Source organism: Microbacterium californiense (genome assembly GCF_047246625.1).
Classification (GTDB): Bacteria; Actinomycetota; Actinomycetes; order Actinomycetales; family Microbacteriaceae; genus Microbacterium.
Genome location: NZ_JBFOKQ010000001.1, coordinates 1,891,317 through 1,905,962 on the forward strand (window position 1 = coordinate 1,891,317; position 14,646 = coordinate 1,905,962).

Consider the following 14,646-nt stretch of genomic DNA (forward strand, 5'->3'; position numbering starts at 1 on the left):
ATCGGTGCGAAACGTTCGTCATCCGCCCCGCGGGACCGACGTTTCGCACCGATCGGCGTTGCGCGGAGCGCGGGAGCGGCGAGCGGCGCGGGCTACAGTGATGACAGTCGGGCAGCAGGGACGGGTATGACGACGATCTACGATGTGGCGCAGCGCGCGGGGGTATCGCCGGCGACCGTCTCGCGGGTCTTCAACGGCACCAGCGTGTCGCAGACCAAGGCGGATGCCGTGCGCCGGGCCGCCGCCGAGCTGAACTTCACCCCGAACCGCACCGCCCGCACGCTGCGCACGCAGAGCTCCGAGGTCATCGCTCTCGTGATCCCCGACATCGAGAACCCGTACTTCACCGAGATGGCGCGCGGGGTCGAGGACGTCGCGTCCGAGGCGGGCTACTCCGTCGTGCTGTGCAACTCCGACTCGCAGACCGCGAAAGAGGCGACGTACCTGCAGATCGCCATCGCCGAGCACATGGCGGGCGTCATCATCGCTGCGGCGTCCGAGGCGACGAGCCTCGACGGCATCCTGTCGACCGGGCGTCCCGTGGTCGCGGTCGACCGGGCGACGCGTCACGACGTCGACGGGGTCGTGATGGCGAACCGCGCGGCGGGAATCGCGGCGACCGAGTCGCTGATCGCCGCAGGCTACCGGCGCATCGCGTACATCGGCGGCCCGGAGGACATCGACACCGCCGCCGATCGGGCCGCGGGCTGGCGGTCGGCCCTGGCAGACGCCGGCACCCAGACGGACGTCGACGTGCTGCAGCGGTTCGCGACGTTCCGGGTCGACGGGGCGCGCGCCGCGATGGAGGAGCTGCTGGCCCTGCCCGAACCGCCGGATGCCGTCGTCGCGGGCAACAACCTCATCGGCGTCGGCGCGATCCAGGTGCTGACGGAGCACGGGCTCACCCCGCCGCGGGTCGGAGTCTCGGTGGTCGGCTCGCTGCCGTTCACGACGCTCTCGCCGACCGCGGTCACGATGGTGCGTCTGCCTGCTCGGCACATGGGGGTCACGGCCGCGCGCATGCTGCTCGAGCGCATCGCGGGCGCCGACGAGCCCGCCCGCACGGTGGTGCTGCGCGGCGAGGTGCAGCACGCGAGCGCCCGTCGGTAGGGCGTCCTTCGTCTCGTCGCTGCGGAGCACAGCGACCTCGCAGATCTGCACCATCTCGCAGTGCCTCAGAGCAATGGATGCGAGATCGTGCAGATCTGCGAGATACCTCAGCGGCCCGCACAGCCGCTTGCGGTCTGAAATCGATTTCAGTTAGCCTTTCCGAAGGCGGAACCGTCAAGGAGGACACCATGCGCTGCACCCTCGGAGTCGACGTCGGCACGTCGAGCACCAAGGGCGTGCTCGTCTCGGACGACGGCACGATCCTCGCCACCGCCACCCGCGCCCACGACGTGCAGCGCCCACGCACGGGCTGGGTGGAGATGGATGCCGCGATCTGGTGGGACGAGTTCGTCGCCCTCGCGCGCGAACTGCTGGGCGCGACGCCGGATGCCGAGGTCGCCGCGGTCGGCGTGAGCGGCATGGGCCCGTGCGTGCTCCTCGCCGACGACGACGACCAGCCCGTGCGCCCCGCGATCCTCTACGGCGTCGACACCCGCGCCGGGGCGCAGATCGAGCGGCTGACGGCCGAGCTCGGCGTCGACGAGATCACCCGGGTCGGCGGCTCAGTGCTCACCTCGCAGGCGGGCGGTCCGAAGATCGCCTGGGTCGCCGACGAGGAGCCCGGGGCCTGGGCGCGCGCCCGCCGCCTGTTCATGCCCGCATCCTGGCTCGCCCGCAAGCTCACCGGCGCCTACGTGCTCGACCATCAGTCGGCCAGCCAGGTCTCGCCGCTGTACGACATCGAGGGCGAGCGCTGGCACGATCCCTTCTGGGAGCGCTACGCCGCGCCGATCGAGCAGCCGGCCCTCGCCTGGGCGGGCGACATCGCCGGGAACGTCACCCCCGCGGCATCCGAGCTCACCGGCATCCCCGTGGGCACTCCGGTGATCACCGGCACGATCGACGCGTGGACCGAGGCGGTCAGCGTCGGCGCGCACGAGGTCGGCGACCTCATGCTGATGTACGGCACCACGATGTTCCTCGTCGCGACCGGCGAGGAGACGCTCCGCACGCCGTCGATGTGGACCACGGCCGGCGCCTTCGCCGGCACGCGCAACCTCGCGGGCGGCCTCTCGACGTCGGGCGCGCTGACGGCCTGGCTCAAGGACCTCACGGATGCCGACTACCCGCAGCTGCTCGCCGAGGCCGAGGCATCGGGCCCGGGCGCCCGCGGCCTGCTGGTGCTGCCGTACTTCGCGGGGGAGCGCACCCCGATCCAGGATCCCGATGCCCGCGGCGTGATCGCCGGCCTCACGCTGGAGCACACCCGGGGCGACCTGTACCGCGCGGCCCTCGAAGCCACGGCCCTCGGGGTGCGGCACAACGTCGCGACGATGCGTCAGGCGGGCGCCGACATCCGCCGCATCGTCGCGGTCGGCGGCGGCACCCAGGGGCAGCTGTGGCTGCAGGTCGTGTCGGATGTGACCGGCCTGGTGCAGGAGGTCCCGGCGACGACCATCGGCGCGAGCTACGGCGCGGCGTTCCTCGCCGCGACCGCGATCGCCGGCGAGGGCGCGGCCCCGCTCATCACCGACTGGAACCCGGTGACCCAGACCATAACCCCGAACCCCGACCTGCGCCCGCAGTACGACACGCTGTTCGACCGGTACGTGCGCCTGTACTCGGCTACGGCGGACGTCGTCCACGAACTCGCCGCCGACCAGCGCGGCGCCACCCGCCCCACCACCCTTTCGGAGGAATCATGAGCTACACCCTGCCGACCCCGGCGTCCCGCCCGGCATCCGCGCCCCAGACGGCCTACCTGATCGCCTCGGGCGACCTGCGCGAGTCGGCGAACACCGCCGGCTGGCCCGTCCAGGTCGAGCTCGAAGCGGGCGTCACCGGCGTCTTCAACGACCTCGGCTGGACCGTCGTCCGCGCCAACGAGGTCGACCCCGAGACCGGTCACGGCTTCATCTCGAGCCAGCGCATGGGCCTCGAGGTCTTCAAGAACATCCCGAACGACGCGCCGCTCATCGTGGCCGAGGCCGTGTGGCAGTACTCGCACCACGTGCTCGCGGGTCTGCGCACGCACGAGGGCCCGATCCTCACGGTCGCCAACTTCGCGGGCGACTGGCCCGGACTCGTCGGACTGCTCGGCCTCAACGCCGGCCTCACGAAGATGAACAAGCCCTACGCGACAATCTGGTCGGTCGACTTCTCCGACGAGTGGTTCCGCAACGGCATCCGCGAGTGGACCGAGACCGGCTCCATCACGCACGACGCCTCGCACGTGCGCGCCCTGCCCCCGCTGCCCGACAGCCCCGAGAAGCAGCTGGGTGAGGCGCTCGCCGCCGAGCTGCTCGCCGAGAAGGCGATCATCGGCGTCTTCGACGAGGGCTGCATGGGCATGTACAACGCCATCTTCGACGACGAGCTGCTGAACCAGACCGGCATCTACAAGGAGCGCCTGTCGCAATCGGCCCTGTACGCCGAGATGCTCAACGTCACCGAGGACGAGGCGAACGCGGCCTACGACTGGCTGACCGACGCGGGCATGACCTTCGTCTACGGCGAGGATGCCGCCACCGAGCTCACCCGCGAGCAGGTGCAGTGGCAGCTGAAGATGTACATCGCCGCGCTCCGCATCGCCGACGACTTCGGCCTCGACGCGGTCGGCATCCAGTACCAGCAGGGTCTGAAGGACCTGGTGCCGGCCTCCGACCTGGCCGAGGGCATCCTGAACTCCACCGAGCGCCCGCCGGTCACGTCGCGCGACGGCTCGCGCGTGCTGCACGAGGGCCGCGCGTTCCCGCACTTCAACGAGGCCGACGAGGGCGTGGCGGTCGACGCGCTCGTCACCGACCGCGTCTGGCGCGCGATGGGCCTCGTGCCCGACAACACGCTTCATGACGTGCGCTGGGGCGAGGACTACGACGGACAGTTCGTGTGGGTCTACGAGATCTCGGGCTCGGTTCCGGCCTCGCACCTGGGCGGATGGCAGAACGCCGAGGGATGGCGTCAGGGGCACGTGTTCTTCCCCGCGGGCGGCGCCACGATCAACGGCGTCTCGAAGCCCGGCGAGGTCGTGCTCTCGCGCGTCTTCATCGCCGACGGCATCCTGCAGGCCGACGTCTTCCGCGCCTCGGTCATCGAGCTGCCGGAGGAGGAGACCCAGCGTCGCAAGGACGCCACGAACCCGGAGTGGCCGATCGCGCACGTCGTGCTGCACGGCATCTCGCGCGACCAGTTCATGGCGCGCCACAAGGCCAACCACGCGCAGCTCGTCTACGCGCCCGACGCCGAGACCGCCGACAGGGCGCTCGTGGCCAAGGCCGCGATGCTCGCTGGCATGGGCATCGCGGTGAACCTCGTCGGAGACGTCGCGATCTGACGGCAGGACAGAAGGGGCGGATGCTGCGGCATCCGCCCCTTCTTCGCGCCCGCGCCTCGCTCATCCGGGCACCCAGGGTGTTCCCACCTGGTTCGGAGCCAGAACTCACATTCTTCGGAGCCGAATCACAAGTGCGCGGGAGAAGCAACCCCTGGGCGCTGCGGGAGAAGTGCTTCTACAGTCATCCCATGACAACGGGTCACTCTGTGCGCGCGCGGGAATCCCGCCGCGAGCGGGATGCGGAGAAGCGGCTCGATCGCGCCCGGCGCGGCAAGGTGAGCTACAACCGGCGCGAAGCCATCGCCGGCTACCTGTTCATCTCGCCCTGGATCGTCGGATTCGCGATCTTCACCGCGGGCGCCATGATCTACAGCCTGATCATCTCGTTCAGCTCCTACAACCTCGCCACCAACAGCGCGAAGCCGATCGGCCTCGCCAACTACGCGAACCTCTTCGAGGACCCCCGCGTGGCCACCTCGCTCGGCAACACGCTGTTCTACGCCGTGATGGCGGTGCCGCTGGAGATCATCGTCGCCCTCGTGCTCGCGATGCTCCTCGCCCGCGTTCGCCGCGGCGCAGGCGTCTTCCGCACCCTGTACTACCTGCCGAAGATGACGCCCGCCGTCGCCACCGCGGCGATGTTCTTCCTGCTGCTCAACGGCAACAACGGCGCCGTGAACCAGTTCCTCCGGTTCTTCGGCATCCAGGGTCCGCAGTGGCTCGTCGACCCGGTCTGGATCAAGCCCAGCATCGTGCTGATGACGCTGTGGGCCGTGGCGGGCACCATGGTGATCTTCCTCGCCGCGCTCAAGAACGTGCCCACCGAGCTGTACGAGGTGGCCTCGCTCGACGGAGCAGGCCCCCTGCGCCGGTTCTTCTCGATCACGCTGCCGATGATCTCGGGCGCGATGTTCTTCAACGTGATCGTCCTGTCGATCGCCGCGTTCCAGGTGTTCGACCAGGCGTACGTGCTCTTCTGGCGCGACCAGAGCAACTCCTCGCCCGAGGCGTCGCTGTTCTACGCCATCTATCTCTTCCAGCAGGCGTTCCGGCAGTTCGACTTCGGATTCGCGGCGGCCATGGCCTGGCTGCTCTTCGTCATCATCATGGCGATCACCGCGATCCAGGTGAAGTTCGGCAACCGGTTCGTGTATTACGAGGCGGACCGCTGATGTCGACGTCCTTCCGAGCCCTCCCGCAGGCGCCCGAGCCCGAGCGCGAGTCCGAGACCGCCGCCGCGATCGTCGCCCCGCCGACCGGCCGCCGCCGTCAGCGCCCGCCGCGCTCGCCCATGCGCGGCAGCCTGCCCGGCCGCATCGTGCGCACGGTCCTCCTGGTCGCCTTCGCCGCCCTGTTCCTGTACCCGTTCGTGTGGCTGGTCGCCGCGAGCCTCAAGCCCCGGGGCGAGGTCTTCGACAACTCGCTGATCCCGCACACCTTCACGCCCGAGAACTACGTCGAGGTGTGGAACGAGCTGCCGCTGCTGAGCTGGATGTGGAACAGCGTCGCGATCGCGCTGCTCGCCGCCGCCGCGGTCTCGATCTCGAGCTCGGTGGTCGCCTTCGGCTTCGCGTACTTCCGGTTCCCCGGCCGCGGACTCCTGTTCGGGCTCGTGCTCGCGACCATGATGCTCCCCGGCGCGGTCACGATGATCCCGATCTACCTGATCTGGAAGCAGACGGGGATGCTGGGCACCTGGGTGCCGCTGTGGGGCATGAACCTCTTCGGGTCGGCGTTCTACATCTTCCTGCAACGGCAGTTCTTCCTCGGGCTGCCGCGCGACCTCTTCGAGGCCGCCCGCCTCGACGGCGCGAGCTACTGGGGGATGTTCTGGCGCATCGCCATGCCGCTGTCGATCCCGTCGTTCGTGATCGTGTTCCTGTTCGAGTTCCAGGCGAGCTGGAACAACCTGCAGGCGGCGCTGATCTACCTCAACGCCGGATCCCCCGAGGACTTCACCGCGCCGCTCGGCATCGCGTACGCGATGACCAAGTACAGCCCCACCGCAGGTGGGCACGGCGACTACCAGTACGTCATGGTCGCGGCCCTTCTCGTCACCCTCCCGATGCTGCTCCTGTTCGCCTTCGGGCAGCGGTACTTCATCGAGGGCGTGGCGACGCAGGGTCGCAAGGGATGAACGGCGTGGGACGCCGTCGATGAGAGGAACACAAGTCATGCGCAGAACACTCACCGCCGCAGCGATGGTCGCGGCATCCGTCGTCGTCCTGTCCGGCTGCATGGGGTCGGGAGGCGACGAGCCCGCCGCCGACGCCGACTTCACGGCGGAGCCGGAGGGCACCGTCGCCGCGTGGGGCTTCGAAAACGCCGACGACGTGGGCACGTCGCGCCTCGACTACGCCGCCGCGCAGCTCGACGGGGTCGAGATCGACCTCGACGCCACCGCCTTCGACGCGCAGAAGTTCACGACGCGTCTGGCGTCGGGCGACGTGCCCGACGTGGTGCAGATGGACCGCCGCTACGTCACCACGTACGCCGCGCAGGACCTCATCATGCCGCTCGACGCGTGCTTCGACGCCCACGAGGTCACCCCGGACGAGCACTGGTACGAGGCCGTCGTCGACGACATCACCTACGAGGACGCGATCTGGGCCGTTCCGCAGTTCTACCAGCCGCCGGCGATCATCCTGAACAAGGCCGTGCTCGACGAGGCCGGCGTGACCGCCGAGGAGATCGACACGTCGCAGCCCGACGTGCTGCTCGCCGCGATCGAGAAGATGTACCAGGAGTCGGGCGGCGTGCCCACGCGCCTCGGCTTCGACCCCGTCGCGACCGGTCAGAGCGGTCTGTGGATCCTCGGCATGGGCGGGCAGCTCAACGACGAGGACGGTGCCCCGACGCTCGACGACCCGAGCAACATCGCGGGCGTCGAGCTCCTGAAGCAGATCACCGACGCGCAGGGCGGGTTCGCCCAGGTCAAGAGCTTCTCCGACGCGTTCGACACCTTCGGCGACAACAACCAGTTCGTCGCGAAGCAGGTCGGCGCGCAGGTGAACGCCCAGTGGTATCCGAACGTGCTCTCGCCGTACGTCGACCAGCTGCAGCTCGAGGCGGTGCCCTTCCGCGACGCCGACGGCGAGCCGTTCTCGGTCGCCTCGGGAAGCGCCTTCGTGATCCCCGCCGGGGCGAAGAACCCGTCGGCCGCCTGCGCCTGGATGATCGACCTCACCTCGGACGAGGCCTGGGATGCCGCGGGCGCCGCCCGTGCCGAGACCCGCAAGGAGGACGGCGGCATCAACACCGGACTCTTCACCGGATCGCCCGAGGCCGACCAGCGTCTGCGCGAGGAGTACGTGGTCGAGAGCGGCAACGCCGGCTTCGACCAGGTCATCGCGACGTACTACGACGTGGTCGACTACGGCCAGTCGTTCGGCTCCTCGCCGGCCGGACAGGAGATCCAGAACGAGCTGAACAACGCCATCACCGCCGCCCTGCTCGGTGACAAGACCCCCGAAGAGGCGCTCGCCGACGCGCAGCAGGCGGCCATGCGGGCCTACGAGAAGGCCACCGCCGGCTGAGTCCCGTCGCCCCGGCGGCCTCCCCTCCCGGGCGGCCGCCGGGGTCGTTCTCCGGGCGTCGCGTTCAGGCCGCGGCGTCCGGAGCGCCCCGGCTCGTCCCGCTCCCGTCGCACGTCCGGTCGCTCTGACGGATCTTTCCGACCGGCGGTGCGACGGGAGCGGCCGTTCGCGGGGCGGGGCGCGGGAGGGGATGCTCAGACGACGGTGTTCTGCGAGGCGTAGTCGGTGCGTGTCACCGCGGGACGCACGAGCTCGGTGATGCCGCGTCGGGCGAGGAGAGCCGGGTCGTCGGCATCCTTCGACGTCACGATCACCGGGTCGATTCCGGCGGTGCACGCGTCCACCCAGGCCTGGAAGATCGCGCCGCCCGGGCTCATCGCCCCGCGGCTGATCGGCACATCGCCCTCGTCGACCTCCACGACGATGCCGACCGTGCGCGGCGGCGCCGGTCGGCGCTCGCGCAGCTCCGGGATGAGCTCGGCGAACCGGCGCCCGATGGGCTTGGGCGTCCCGGACTGATCGACAAGGCCGAGCGTGTATTCCAGCTCGGGGAAGTCGGCGAGCTCGCGGCTCACGTCGTGCGAGCACCACCAGGTCACCCCCCAGAGGCGGTCGGTGCGGACGACCGATCGCAGCGTCGCCTCGAGGAAGTCCGGCGTCTCCTCGGGGGCGAGGCAGTTCGACGGGGCGCCGACCTCCTGCAGCCAGATCGCACGGTCCGGGTCGGTCGCGAATCCCCGGGCGAGCTCGATCATGTACTCGGCGTGCCGATCGGATGCCGGGGAGCGCCCGCCGTAGCGCTGGGCGGTGCCGTTGAAGATCCACGAGTGCACGGTCGTCATGGCGCCGAGCCGCGCCGCGAGGGCCGGCGTGAAACCGTGCCCGTCCATGTACCAGGCGGCGTCGTACTCGCTGTGCACGTGCTGCTGCGCCGGGGCCGAGGCCGCCGCGGCGTCGAGGAGCGTGGTGATCCAGCCCGCGGCCTCGGCCTCGCTCACCGGCCAGGGAGACGGATGCGTCTGCGCCGAGAACTGGTTCGTCTCGTTGCCCAGCGTGAACCCGAGGAAGTTGCCGGCATCCGTCAGGCGCTCGCCCAGACGGGTGACGAGCTCGGCCTGACCGCTCAGTGCCTCGGGGTGCGTGAACATGTTCTTGTCGTGCCAGGTGAACAGCCACGACGGGATGAAGTCGAAGCTCGACAGGTGCCCCTGGATCACGTCGACGCTCACGTCGAGACCGAACTCCGCCGCGACGTCCACCACCGCGCGGACATCGTCGACCGCCTCCGGCCGGATCAGCGTGCGGTTCGGCTGCAGCACCGTCCACAGCGGGAAGATGCGCAGGTGGTCGAGGCCGAGATCGGCGAGGGCGGCCATGTCGCGGCGCACCTCGTCGAGGTCGAGCGACAGCCACGCGTGCATCCACTGCGCGCGCGGGGTGTAGTTCGCGCCGAAGCGCAGGGGAGCGGGGGAGTCATGGGCGTCGTTGTCCATCGCGCCAGCCTAGCCGCGGCGTTCTCCTCGCCGACCTCCACCCCGCGAGGGGTCAAGACACGCCGTGCCAGGCGCGAGGCGTGCGGCGTGTCTTGACCCCTCGCGGCGGTTCGCGCGCGGGCTCTCGTGATCCGGCGTCAGGCGGGCGGCAGCCGCAGCACGTCGGGGGATTCGCCGCCGGTGAGGTCGTCGGCGATGCGGATGCTGCGCGCGAGATCGTCCAGCGCTCCCTCCAGCGTGCCGAACCGCTCACGGTCGTTGCCGATCGCCGTGAGGGTGATGAGGTGCGTGCCGGTGTCCCACGTGTAGGTCGTGAACGGCGGTGCGCTCGGCGACGACGGCATCGCGACGACGAGCTTCTCGCCCGCGCCGAGCCGCGTCGGGAACGCCATCGTGTCGTCGTACTCCATGGGCATCGAGGCGCGGGCGATGCGGAGCTCCCGCGTGAGCTCCTGCACGGTGGCCATCGCGACGACGAGCTCGGGCTCCGCCTTCCACGTCCACACCAGCACGCGGCCGTCGGCGCGCTTCATGAGCATCGGCGCGGCCTGGCTCATCGCCCACGCGCCCAGACGCGAGCCCGGCCGCGCGGTCGCGCCGAGCGCGGCGTTCGCCTGGCCCAGCAGCATCCGGATCGCCGCCTTGCGGTGGCGTCGGCCCTTCCAGCCCAGGGAGTCCGTGACCGGGATCCAGAGAGCGGTGTCGGCGTCGGCTGTCAGTCGCATGCTTCCACGGTAGAGGGTCGAGCCGAGAGGATGCGGTGGGCCTCGGCCGTGCGCGCAGGCCCCTCGGGTAGAGTTGCCTCCGCCCTCCGGGGCACTCCTTTGGCCGCGAACCGTAAGGCAGCATGTCTGTTCCCTCCTCCGACCCGACGAGCGCACCCGACACCGGGAAGCGACCGCTGCGCATCCTGATCGGCTGCGACACGTTCGCGCCCGACATCAACGGCGCCGCCCGCTTCGCCGAGCGTCTCGCCGCCGGGCTCGTGCAGCGGGGTCACGACGTGCACGTCTCCGCCCCCAACCAGGCCTACCGGCGCACCGCCCCGCGCACGGAGGTCATCGAGGGTGAGCCGATGACGCTCCACCGCCTGCCCTCGGTGAGGTGGGCGCCGCACGACTGGCTGCGGTTCGTGTGGCCCTGGCGTTCGAAGCACTACGCCCGCAAGGTCCTCGACGCGGTGCAGCCCGACGTCGTGCACATCCAGTCGCACATCGTGATCGGCCGCGGTCTCGCGCGCATCGCGAAGCAGCGCGGCATCCCCGTCATCGCGACGAACCACGTGATGGCCGAGAACATCCTCGACCACACCACCATGCCGAAGTTCATCGACGACCTCGTGCTCAAGCTCGCCTGGGCCGACGCGAAGCGCACGTTCGACCTCACCCGGGCGATCACGACGCCGACCCGTCGTGCCGCCGACTTCCTGGAGCGGACCGTCGCGGTGCACGGCGTCGTGCCCGTGAGCTGCGGCATCGACCGCAGCCAGTACACGGCCGAGATCGGCCCGCGGGAGAAGAACCGGATCGTGTTCGTCGGCCGCCTCACGGCCGAGAAGCAGGTCGACGTCATCCTCCACGCGATGACCAAGCTCGACCCGGCGCTCGACACCACCTTCGACATCGTCGGCGGCGGCGACCAGCGCAAGCAGCTCGAGAACCTCGCCGCGCAGCTGGGTCTCGCCGACCGGGTCACGTTCCACGGCCGCATCGCCGACGAAGACCTGCGCGCGCTGCTCACGCGGGCGAGCCTGTTCGTGATCGCGTCGATCGCCGAACTCCAGTCGATCGCGACGATGGAGGCCATGGCGTCGGGGCTGCCGATCGTCGCCGCGGATGCCGTCGCCCTCCCGCACCTCGTGCACCACGGCGAGAACGGCTACCTGTTCGTACCGGGCGACGCCGACGACCTGGCCGCCCGCCTCGCCGACGTGCTGACGGCGGAGCCGGCCGAGTACGAGCGGATGCAGCGGGCCTCGCTCGACGGCGTCGCGATCCACGACATCAACCGCACTCTCGACACCTTCGAGGCGCTCTACCGCGACGCACCGCTGCCTGAGTGACGGCCATGCACGTCGTCCTGTTCGGCGATCAGCACCTCGACTCGCTCGGCGGTGCGCAGGTCTCGATGAGGCTGCAGCGGAAGTTCCTCGAGCGGGCCGGTCACACCGTCACGGTCGTTGCGCCTCGCCGGCACGGACGGCGCGAGCGAGCGCACGATCCGGGTCATGTCGACCTGCCGTCCACGCCGATCACCGTGGACCGCGAGTACTCCATGAGCTGGCCGGGACGTCGCACCGACCGCTTCCTCGATCTCGCCATGACGCGTCGACCCGCCGTCGACCTCGTGCACGTGCAGGCCGACTTCTGGGGGGCGTTCATCGGGCATCGCTTCGCCCGGCGCCACGGCATCCCCGTCGTCCAGACGATGCACAACCGGGTCGACGTCGGACTCGCCGCCGTCACCCGTCTGCACCGCCTGGGTCTCGCGGGACTGAACGTCTGGCGTCGGCTCGCGATGCGGGGGATCGGCACCCCGGAGCCCGGGCGCGACGGCTGGGCCTTCCTGCGCGGTCTCGCCGCGGGGGCGTCCGCCGTCACCGCGCCGTCGACCCACTTCGCCCGCCGCCTCGAGCAGCACGGGGTCTTCGACGCGGTCGACGTCATCTGGAACGGCATCGACGACGATGTCCGCGACGCGACCCTCTCGGCGGCCCCCGCCGAGCGCGAACCCGGTCGCCCGCGGTTCGTGTGGCTGGGGCGCATGAGTCCCGAGAAGCGGCTGCTGCCGTTCCTCGAGGCGTTCCTCGCCGCCGACATCGACGCCGAGCTCGAGATCATCGGCGGGGGCGGGCAGCGTGCCGCGGCCGAGCGTCTGGTCGCCGGTCGCGACGGCATCCGCTTCTCCGGTCGCCTCACCTACCCGCAGACGCTCGCGCGCATCGCCGCCGCCGATGCCCTCGTGCAGACCTCGATCGGCTTCGAGACCCAGGGCATGACCCCCTTCGAGGCCGCGACGCTCGGCACGCCCTCCGTCATCAGCGACCCCGACATCGCGGCAGAGCTGCGGGGCGGTCTCTGGGCGGTGGATGCCGGCGCCGACGAGCCGCGTCGCGTGGCGGCGCTCACCGAGGCGCTGCGGCGCGCGGCAACCGACATCCTCGCCGGCACCGCTCCCGCGCCGGTGGCCGAGGTCGCCGAGGCGTTCCGCCAGTCCTCGCGCACCGCGGCCATGATCGAGGTCTACGAGCGCGTGCTCGTCCGCCGCTGACCCCCGCCCGGTTGTCGGTCGGCGCGGGTCAGAGGTAGAAGAAGAGCGAGGAGAGCCAGCCGAAGACGACCAGCACGACCTGCGAACCGCCGACGCCGATCGCGATGCCCGCGAGCAGGAGCGGACCGCGACGACGGATCGCCAGGAAGCCCAGCACCAGCGCGGCCGCGGCGGCGCCCAGCACCAGCAGGTTGAACACGGCCGTCATGACTCCATAGAGGGTGTAGCCGCTGCCGATCGCGAGGAACGGCATGATCACCGTGCTCAGAACGCGCAGGGCGAGGCTGGCGAGGGCGATGATGAACGCCAGGCGCCCGAGGGGGTTCGCGGTCGACGGTGCGGTGTCGGCCGGTGCGCCGTACGCGGTCGGGGCCGTCCCGTACGGCGGCTGGGGGGCGGCGTACGCGGCGGCGCCCGGATGCGAGGCGCCCTGCGGTGCCGCCTGCGGAGACGAGGCGTTCGCGGGGTACGGGGCGGCGGCTGGCGGGTAGGAGCCGTTCGACGGATGCTGCGGAGCGGCGGGCAGCGCCGGGTCCGCGTGCGGCGACGGCGGCGCGGGCTGCTCGGGCGGGGTGGTCGGCGGAACGGGAGGCTGCGGGGGCTCGCTCATGGCTCCGAGCGTAGTGGTCCCGGACGCCGTGGGCGTGGCCTCGCGGGCGCGGATCGTCAGCGGTAGGCGATGCCGGACTCGGCGGCCGTGAGGGGGTCGCGTTCGGCGACGCGCCTCCAGTCGGTCGGAGTGCGGCGGTACCCGTCGCGGCGGAGTTCGACGATCGTGGCGATGAGGCCCCAGAGGGCCAGGGCGAGGAGGAGGATGAGAATGATCATGGCAGAAACGCTACGTTCGCAGTGATCGGGTCGCGAGTGGCAGATTCGACCTGTATCGTATGATTACTGCCAACCCGAGGAGGTCCCCATGAAGACGGTCGCGTGCATCGTGCAGGACGGCTTCGCTCCGTTCGAGTTCGGCCTGGCCTGCGAGGCCTTCGGTCTCGACCGGTCGAACGACGGGGTTCCGAACTTCGACTTCCGCGTCGTTGCGCCGCGTCCCGGCGTTGTGATGTCGAAGATGGGGTTCTCCCTCAACGTCGATCACGACCTCGCGTTCGCGTACGAGGCCGACCTCGTCGTGTTCTGCCCGGTGCCGCGCGGCTACTGGTCCCGCATCGACCCGCTTCTCATCGACGTGGCGCGCGACGCCGTGGCCCGGGGCGCCTGGGTGCTGAGCGTGTGCAGCGGATCGTTCATCCTCGGCGCCGCCGGGGTGCTCGACGGCCGCCGCGCGACGACCCACTGGATGTACTCCGACGAGATGGCGGCGATGTACCCCGAGGTCGACATCGACCCCGACGTCCTCTTCGTCCAGGACGGGCGCATCATCACCAGCGCCGGCACCGCGGCCGGCATCGACGCGTGCCTGCACCTGCTGCGTCAGGAGATCGGCGCGGAGCTCACGAACCGCATCGCGCGACGCATGGTCGTCCCGCCCCAGCGCGACGGCGGCCAGGCGCAATTCATCGACCGGCCGATCCCCGTCGTGCCCAGCGACTCGCTCGCCGCGGTCGCCGACTGGGCCGTCGAGCACCTGCGCGACGACCTCGGCGTCGACCAGCTCGCGGCGCGCGCGCTCATGTCGCCGCGCACCTTCGCCCGCAGATTCAAGGCCGAGTACGGCGCGACCCCCGCCGCCTGGCTCGCCCGACAGCGCATCCTGCACGCGCAGCGCCTCCTCGAGCGCACCGACCTCTCCCTCGAGCGCATCGCCGACGAGTGCGGCTTCGGTTCTGCCGCCGTGCTGCGGCAGAACTTCGCTCGCGTGCTCGGCACGACGCCCACGGCGTACCGCTCCCGGTTCTCGTGCGCCCCGGCCGGGTCCGCGGCTCCCGCCGCCTGAGGGTGTTCG

Annotated in this window: 13 protein-coding genes; 9 read left to right on the forward strand and 4 right to left on the reverse strand. The window is 70.7% G+C overall.

The features are described 5' to 3' along the window. The first annotated feature begins 126 nt into the window (after positions 1–126). The 6 genes from AB3M82_RS08995 to AB3M82_RS09020 all read left to right on the forward strand — a co-directional run bounded on the left by AB3M82_RS08995 (position 127) and on the right by AB3M82_RS09020 (position 7,980). Positions 127–1,110 (forward strand): LacI family DNA-binding transcriptional regulator, encoded by a 984-nt coding sequence (locus AB3M82_RS08995; protein ID WP_412957199.1) that lies wholly within the window; start codon positions 127–129, stop codon positions 1,108–1,110. A 188-nt stretch (positions 1,111–1,298) separates the two neighbouring features. Beyond that, on the forward strand, positions 1,299–2,816 hold the full coding sequence (locus tag AB3M82_RS09000) for an FGGY-family carbohydrate kinase (RefSeq protein WP_412957200.1): 1,518 nt from the start codon (positions 1,299–1,301) through the stop codon (positions 2,814–2,816). Beyond that, on the forward strand, positions 2,813–4,444 hold the full coding sequence (locus tag AB3M82_RS09005) for a fucose isomerase (RefSeq protein WP_412957202.1): 1,632 nt from the start codon (positions 2,813–2,815) through the stop codon (positions 4,442–4,444). Before AB3M82_RS09000 ends, AB3M82_RS09005 begins: the two co-directional genes overlap by 4 nt. A 188-nt stretch (positions 4,445–4,632) precedes the next feature. Further along, positions 4,633–5,616 (forward strand): carbohydrate ABC transporter permease, encoded by a 984-nt coding sequence (locus tag AB3M82_RS09010; protein WP_412957203.1) that lies wholly within the window; start codon positions 4,633–4,635, stop codon positions 5,614–5,616. Continuing rightward, positions 5,616–6,581, forward strand: coding sequence for a carbohydrate ABC transporter permease (locus AB3M82_RS09015; protein WP_412957204.1), 966 nt, complete (start codon positions 5,616–5,618; stop codon positions 6,579–6,581). The genes AB3M82_RS09010 and AB3M82_RS09015 overlap by 1 nt, the downstream gene beginning before the upstream one ends. Before the next feature lie 37 nt (positions 6,582–6,618). Continuing rightward, entirely contained in the window at positions 6,619–7,980 is a 1,362-nt protein-coding gene (locus tag AB3M82_RS09020; RefSeq protein ID WP_412957205.1) for an ABC transporter substrate-binding protein, read from the forward strand. Between the two features lie 194 nt (positions 7,981–8,174). Here AB3M82_RS09020 and AB3M82_RS09025 read toward each other — a convergent pair whose 3' ends face one another. Together AB3M82_RS09025 and AB3M82_RS09030 are read right to left on the reverse strand one after the other, a co-directional pair. Continuing rightward, positions 8,175–9,473, reverse strand: a complete 1,299-nt coding sequence (locus AB3M82_RS09025) for a glycoside hydrolase 5 family protein (protein ID WP_412957207.1) — start codon at positions 9,471–9,473, stop codon at positions 8,175–8,177. Between the two features lie 137 nt (positions 9,474–9,610). Further along, positions 9,611–10,198, reverse strand: a complete 588-nt coding sequence (locus tag AB3M82_RS09030; RefSeq protein ID WP_412957208.1) for a hypothetical protein — start codon at positions 10,196–10,198, stop codon at positions 9,611–9,613. Between the two features lie 122 nt (positions 10,199–10,320). On the opposite strand from AB3M82_RS09030, the gene AB3M82_RS09035 reads away from it, so the two are divergent. After that, the gene (locus tag AB3M82_RS09035) at positions 10,321–11,535 is read left to right on the forward strand and encodes a glycosyltransferase (RefSeq protein ID WP_412957210.1); all 1,215 of its coding nucleotides are present in this window, start codon (positions 10,321–10,323) and stop codon (positions 11,533–11,535) included. A 5-nt stretch (positions 11,536–11,540) separates the two neighbouring features. Continuing rightward, complete coding sequence (locus AB3M82_RS09040) at positions 11,541–12,743, forward strand: glycosyltransferase (protein ID WP_412958029.1); 1,203 nt, start codon at positions 11,541–11,543, stop codon at positions 12,741–12,743. 28 nt (positions 12,744–12,771) lie between these two features. Here the strand turns inward: AB3M82_RS09040 and AB3M82_RS09045 are convergent, their stop codons facing one another. Beyond that, positions 12,772–13,353, reverse strand: a complete 582-nt coding sequence (locus tag AB3M82_RS09045) for a hypothetical protein (RefSeq protein WP_412957211.1) — start codon at positions 13,351–13,353, stop codon at positions 12,772–12,774. A 56-nt stretch (positions 13,354–13,409) separates the two neighbouring features. After that, a complete protein-coding gene (locus AB3M82_RS09050) occupies positions 13,410–13,571 on the reverse strand; it encodes a hypothetical protein (protein WP_412957212.1) in 162 nt (53 codons plus the stop codon). A gap of 88 nt (positions 13,572–13,659) precedes the next feature. On the opposite strand from AB3M82_RS09050, the gene AB3M82_RS09055 reads away from it, so the two are divergent. Beyond that, positions 13,660–14,637, forward strand: a complete 978-nt coding sequence (locus AB3M82_RS09055; RefSeq protein ID WP_412957214.1) for a GlxA family transcriptional regulator — start codon at positions 13,660–13,662, stop codon at positions 14,635–14,637. Positions 14,638–14,646 lie beyond the last annotated feature (9 nt).

Coding starts and splice junctions, on each gene's coding strand:
- AB3M82_RS08995 (WP_412957199.1), top strand. CDS start 127: ATGACGACGATCTACGATGTGGCGCAGCGCGCGGGGGTATCGCCGGCG.
- AB3M82_RS09000 (WP_412957200.1), top strand. CDS start 1,299: ATGCGCTGCACCCTCGGAGTCGACGTCGGCACGTCGAGCACCAAGGGC.
- AB3M82_RS09005 (WP_412957202.1), top strand. CDS start 2,813: ATGAGCTACACCCTGCCGACCCCGGCGTCCCGCCCGGCATCCGCGCCC.
- AB3M82_RS09010 (WP_412957203.1), top strand. CDS start 4,633: ATGACAACGGGTCACTCTGTGCGCGCGCGGGAATCCCGCCGCGAGCGG.
- AB3M82_RS09015 (WP_412957204.1), top strand. CDS start 5,616: ATGTCGACGTCCTTCCGAGCCCTCCCGCAGGCGCCCGAGCCCGAGCGC.
- AB3M82_RS09020 (WP_412957205.1), top strand. CDS start 6,619: ATGCGCAGAACACTCACCGCCGCAGCGATGGTCGCGGCATCCGTCGTC.
- AB3M82_RS09025 (WP_412957207.1), bottom strand. CDS start 9,473: ATGGACAACGACGCCCATGACTCCCCCGCTCCCCTGCGCTTCGGCGCG.
- AB3M82_RS09030 (WP_412957208.1), bottom strand. CDS start 10,198: ATGCGACTGACAGCCGACGCCGACACCGCTCTCTGGATCCCGGTCACG.
- AB3M82_RS09035 (WP_412957210.1), top strand. CDS start 10,321: ATGTCTGTTCCCTCCTCCGACCCGACGAGCGCACCCGACACCGGGAAG.
- AB3M82_RS09040 (WP_412958029.1), top strand. CDS start 11,541: ATGCACGTCGTCCTGTTCGGCGATCAGCACCTCGACTCGCTCGGCGGT.
- AB3M82_RS09045 (WP_412957211.1), bottom strand. CDS start 13,353: ATGAGCGAGCCCCCGCAGCCTCCCGTTCCGCCGACCACCCCGCCCGAG.
- AB3M82_RS09050 (WP_412957212.1), bottom strand. CDS start 13,571: ATGATCATTCTCATCCTCCTCCTCGCCCTGGCCCTCTGGGGCCTCATC.
- AB3M82_RS09055 (WP_412957214.1), top strand. CDS start 13,660: ATGAAGACGGTCGCGTGCATCGTGCAGGACGGCTTCGCTCCGTTCGAG.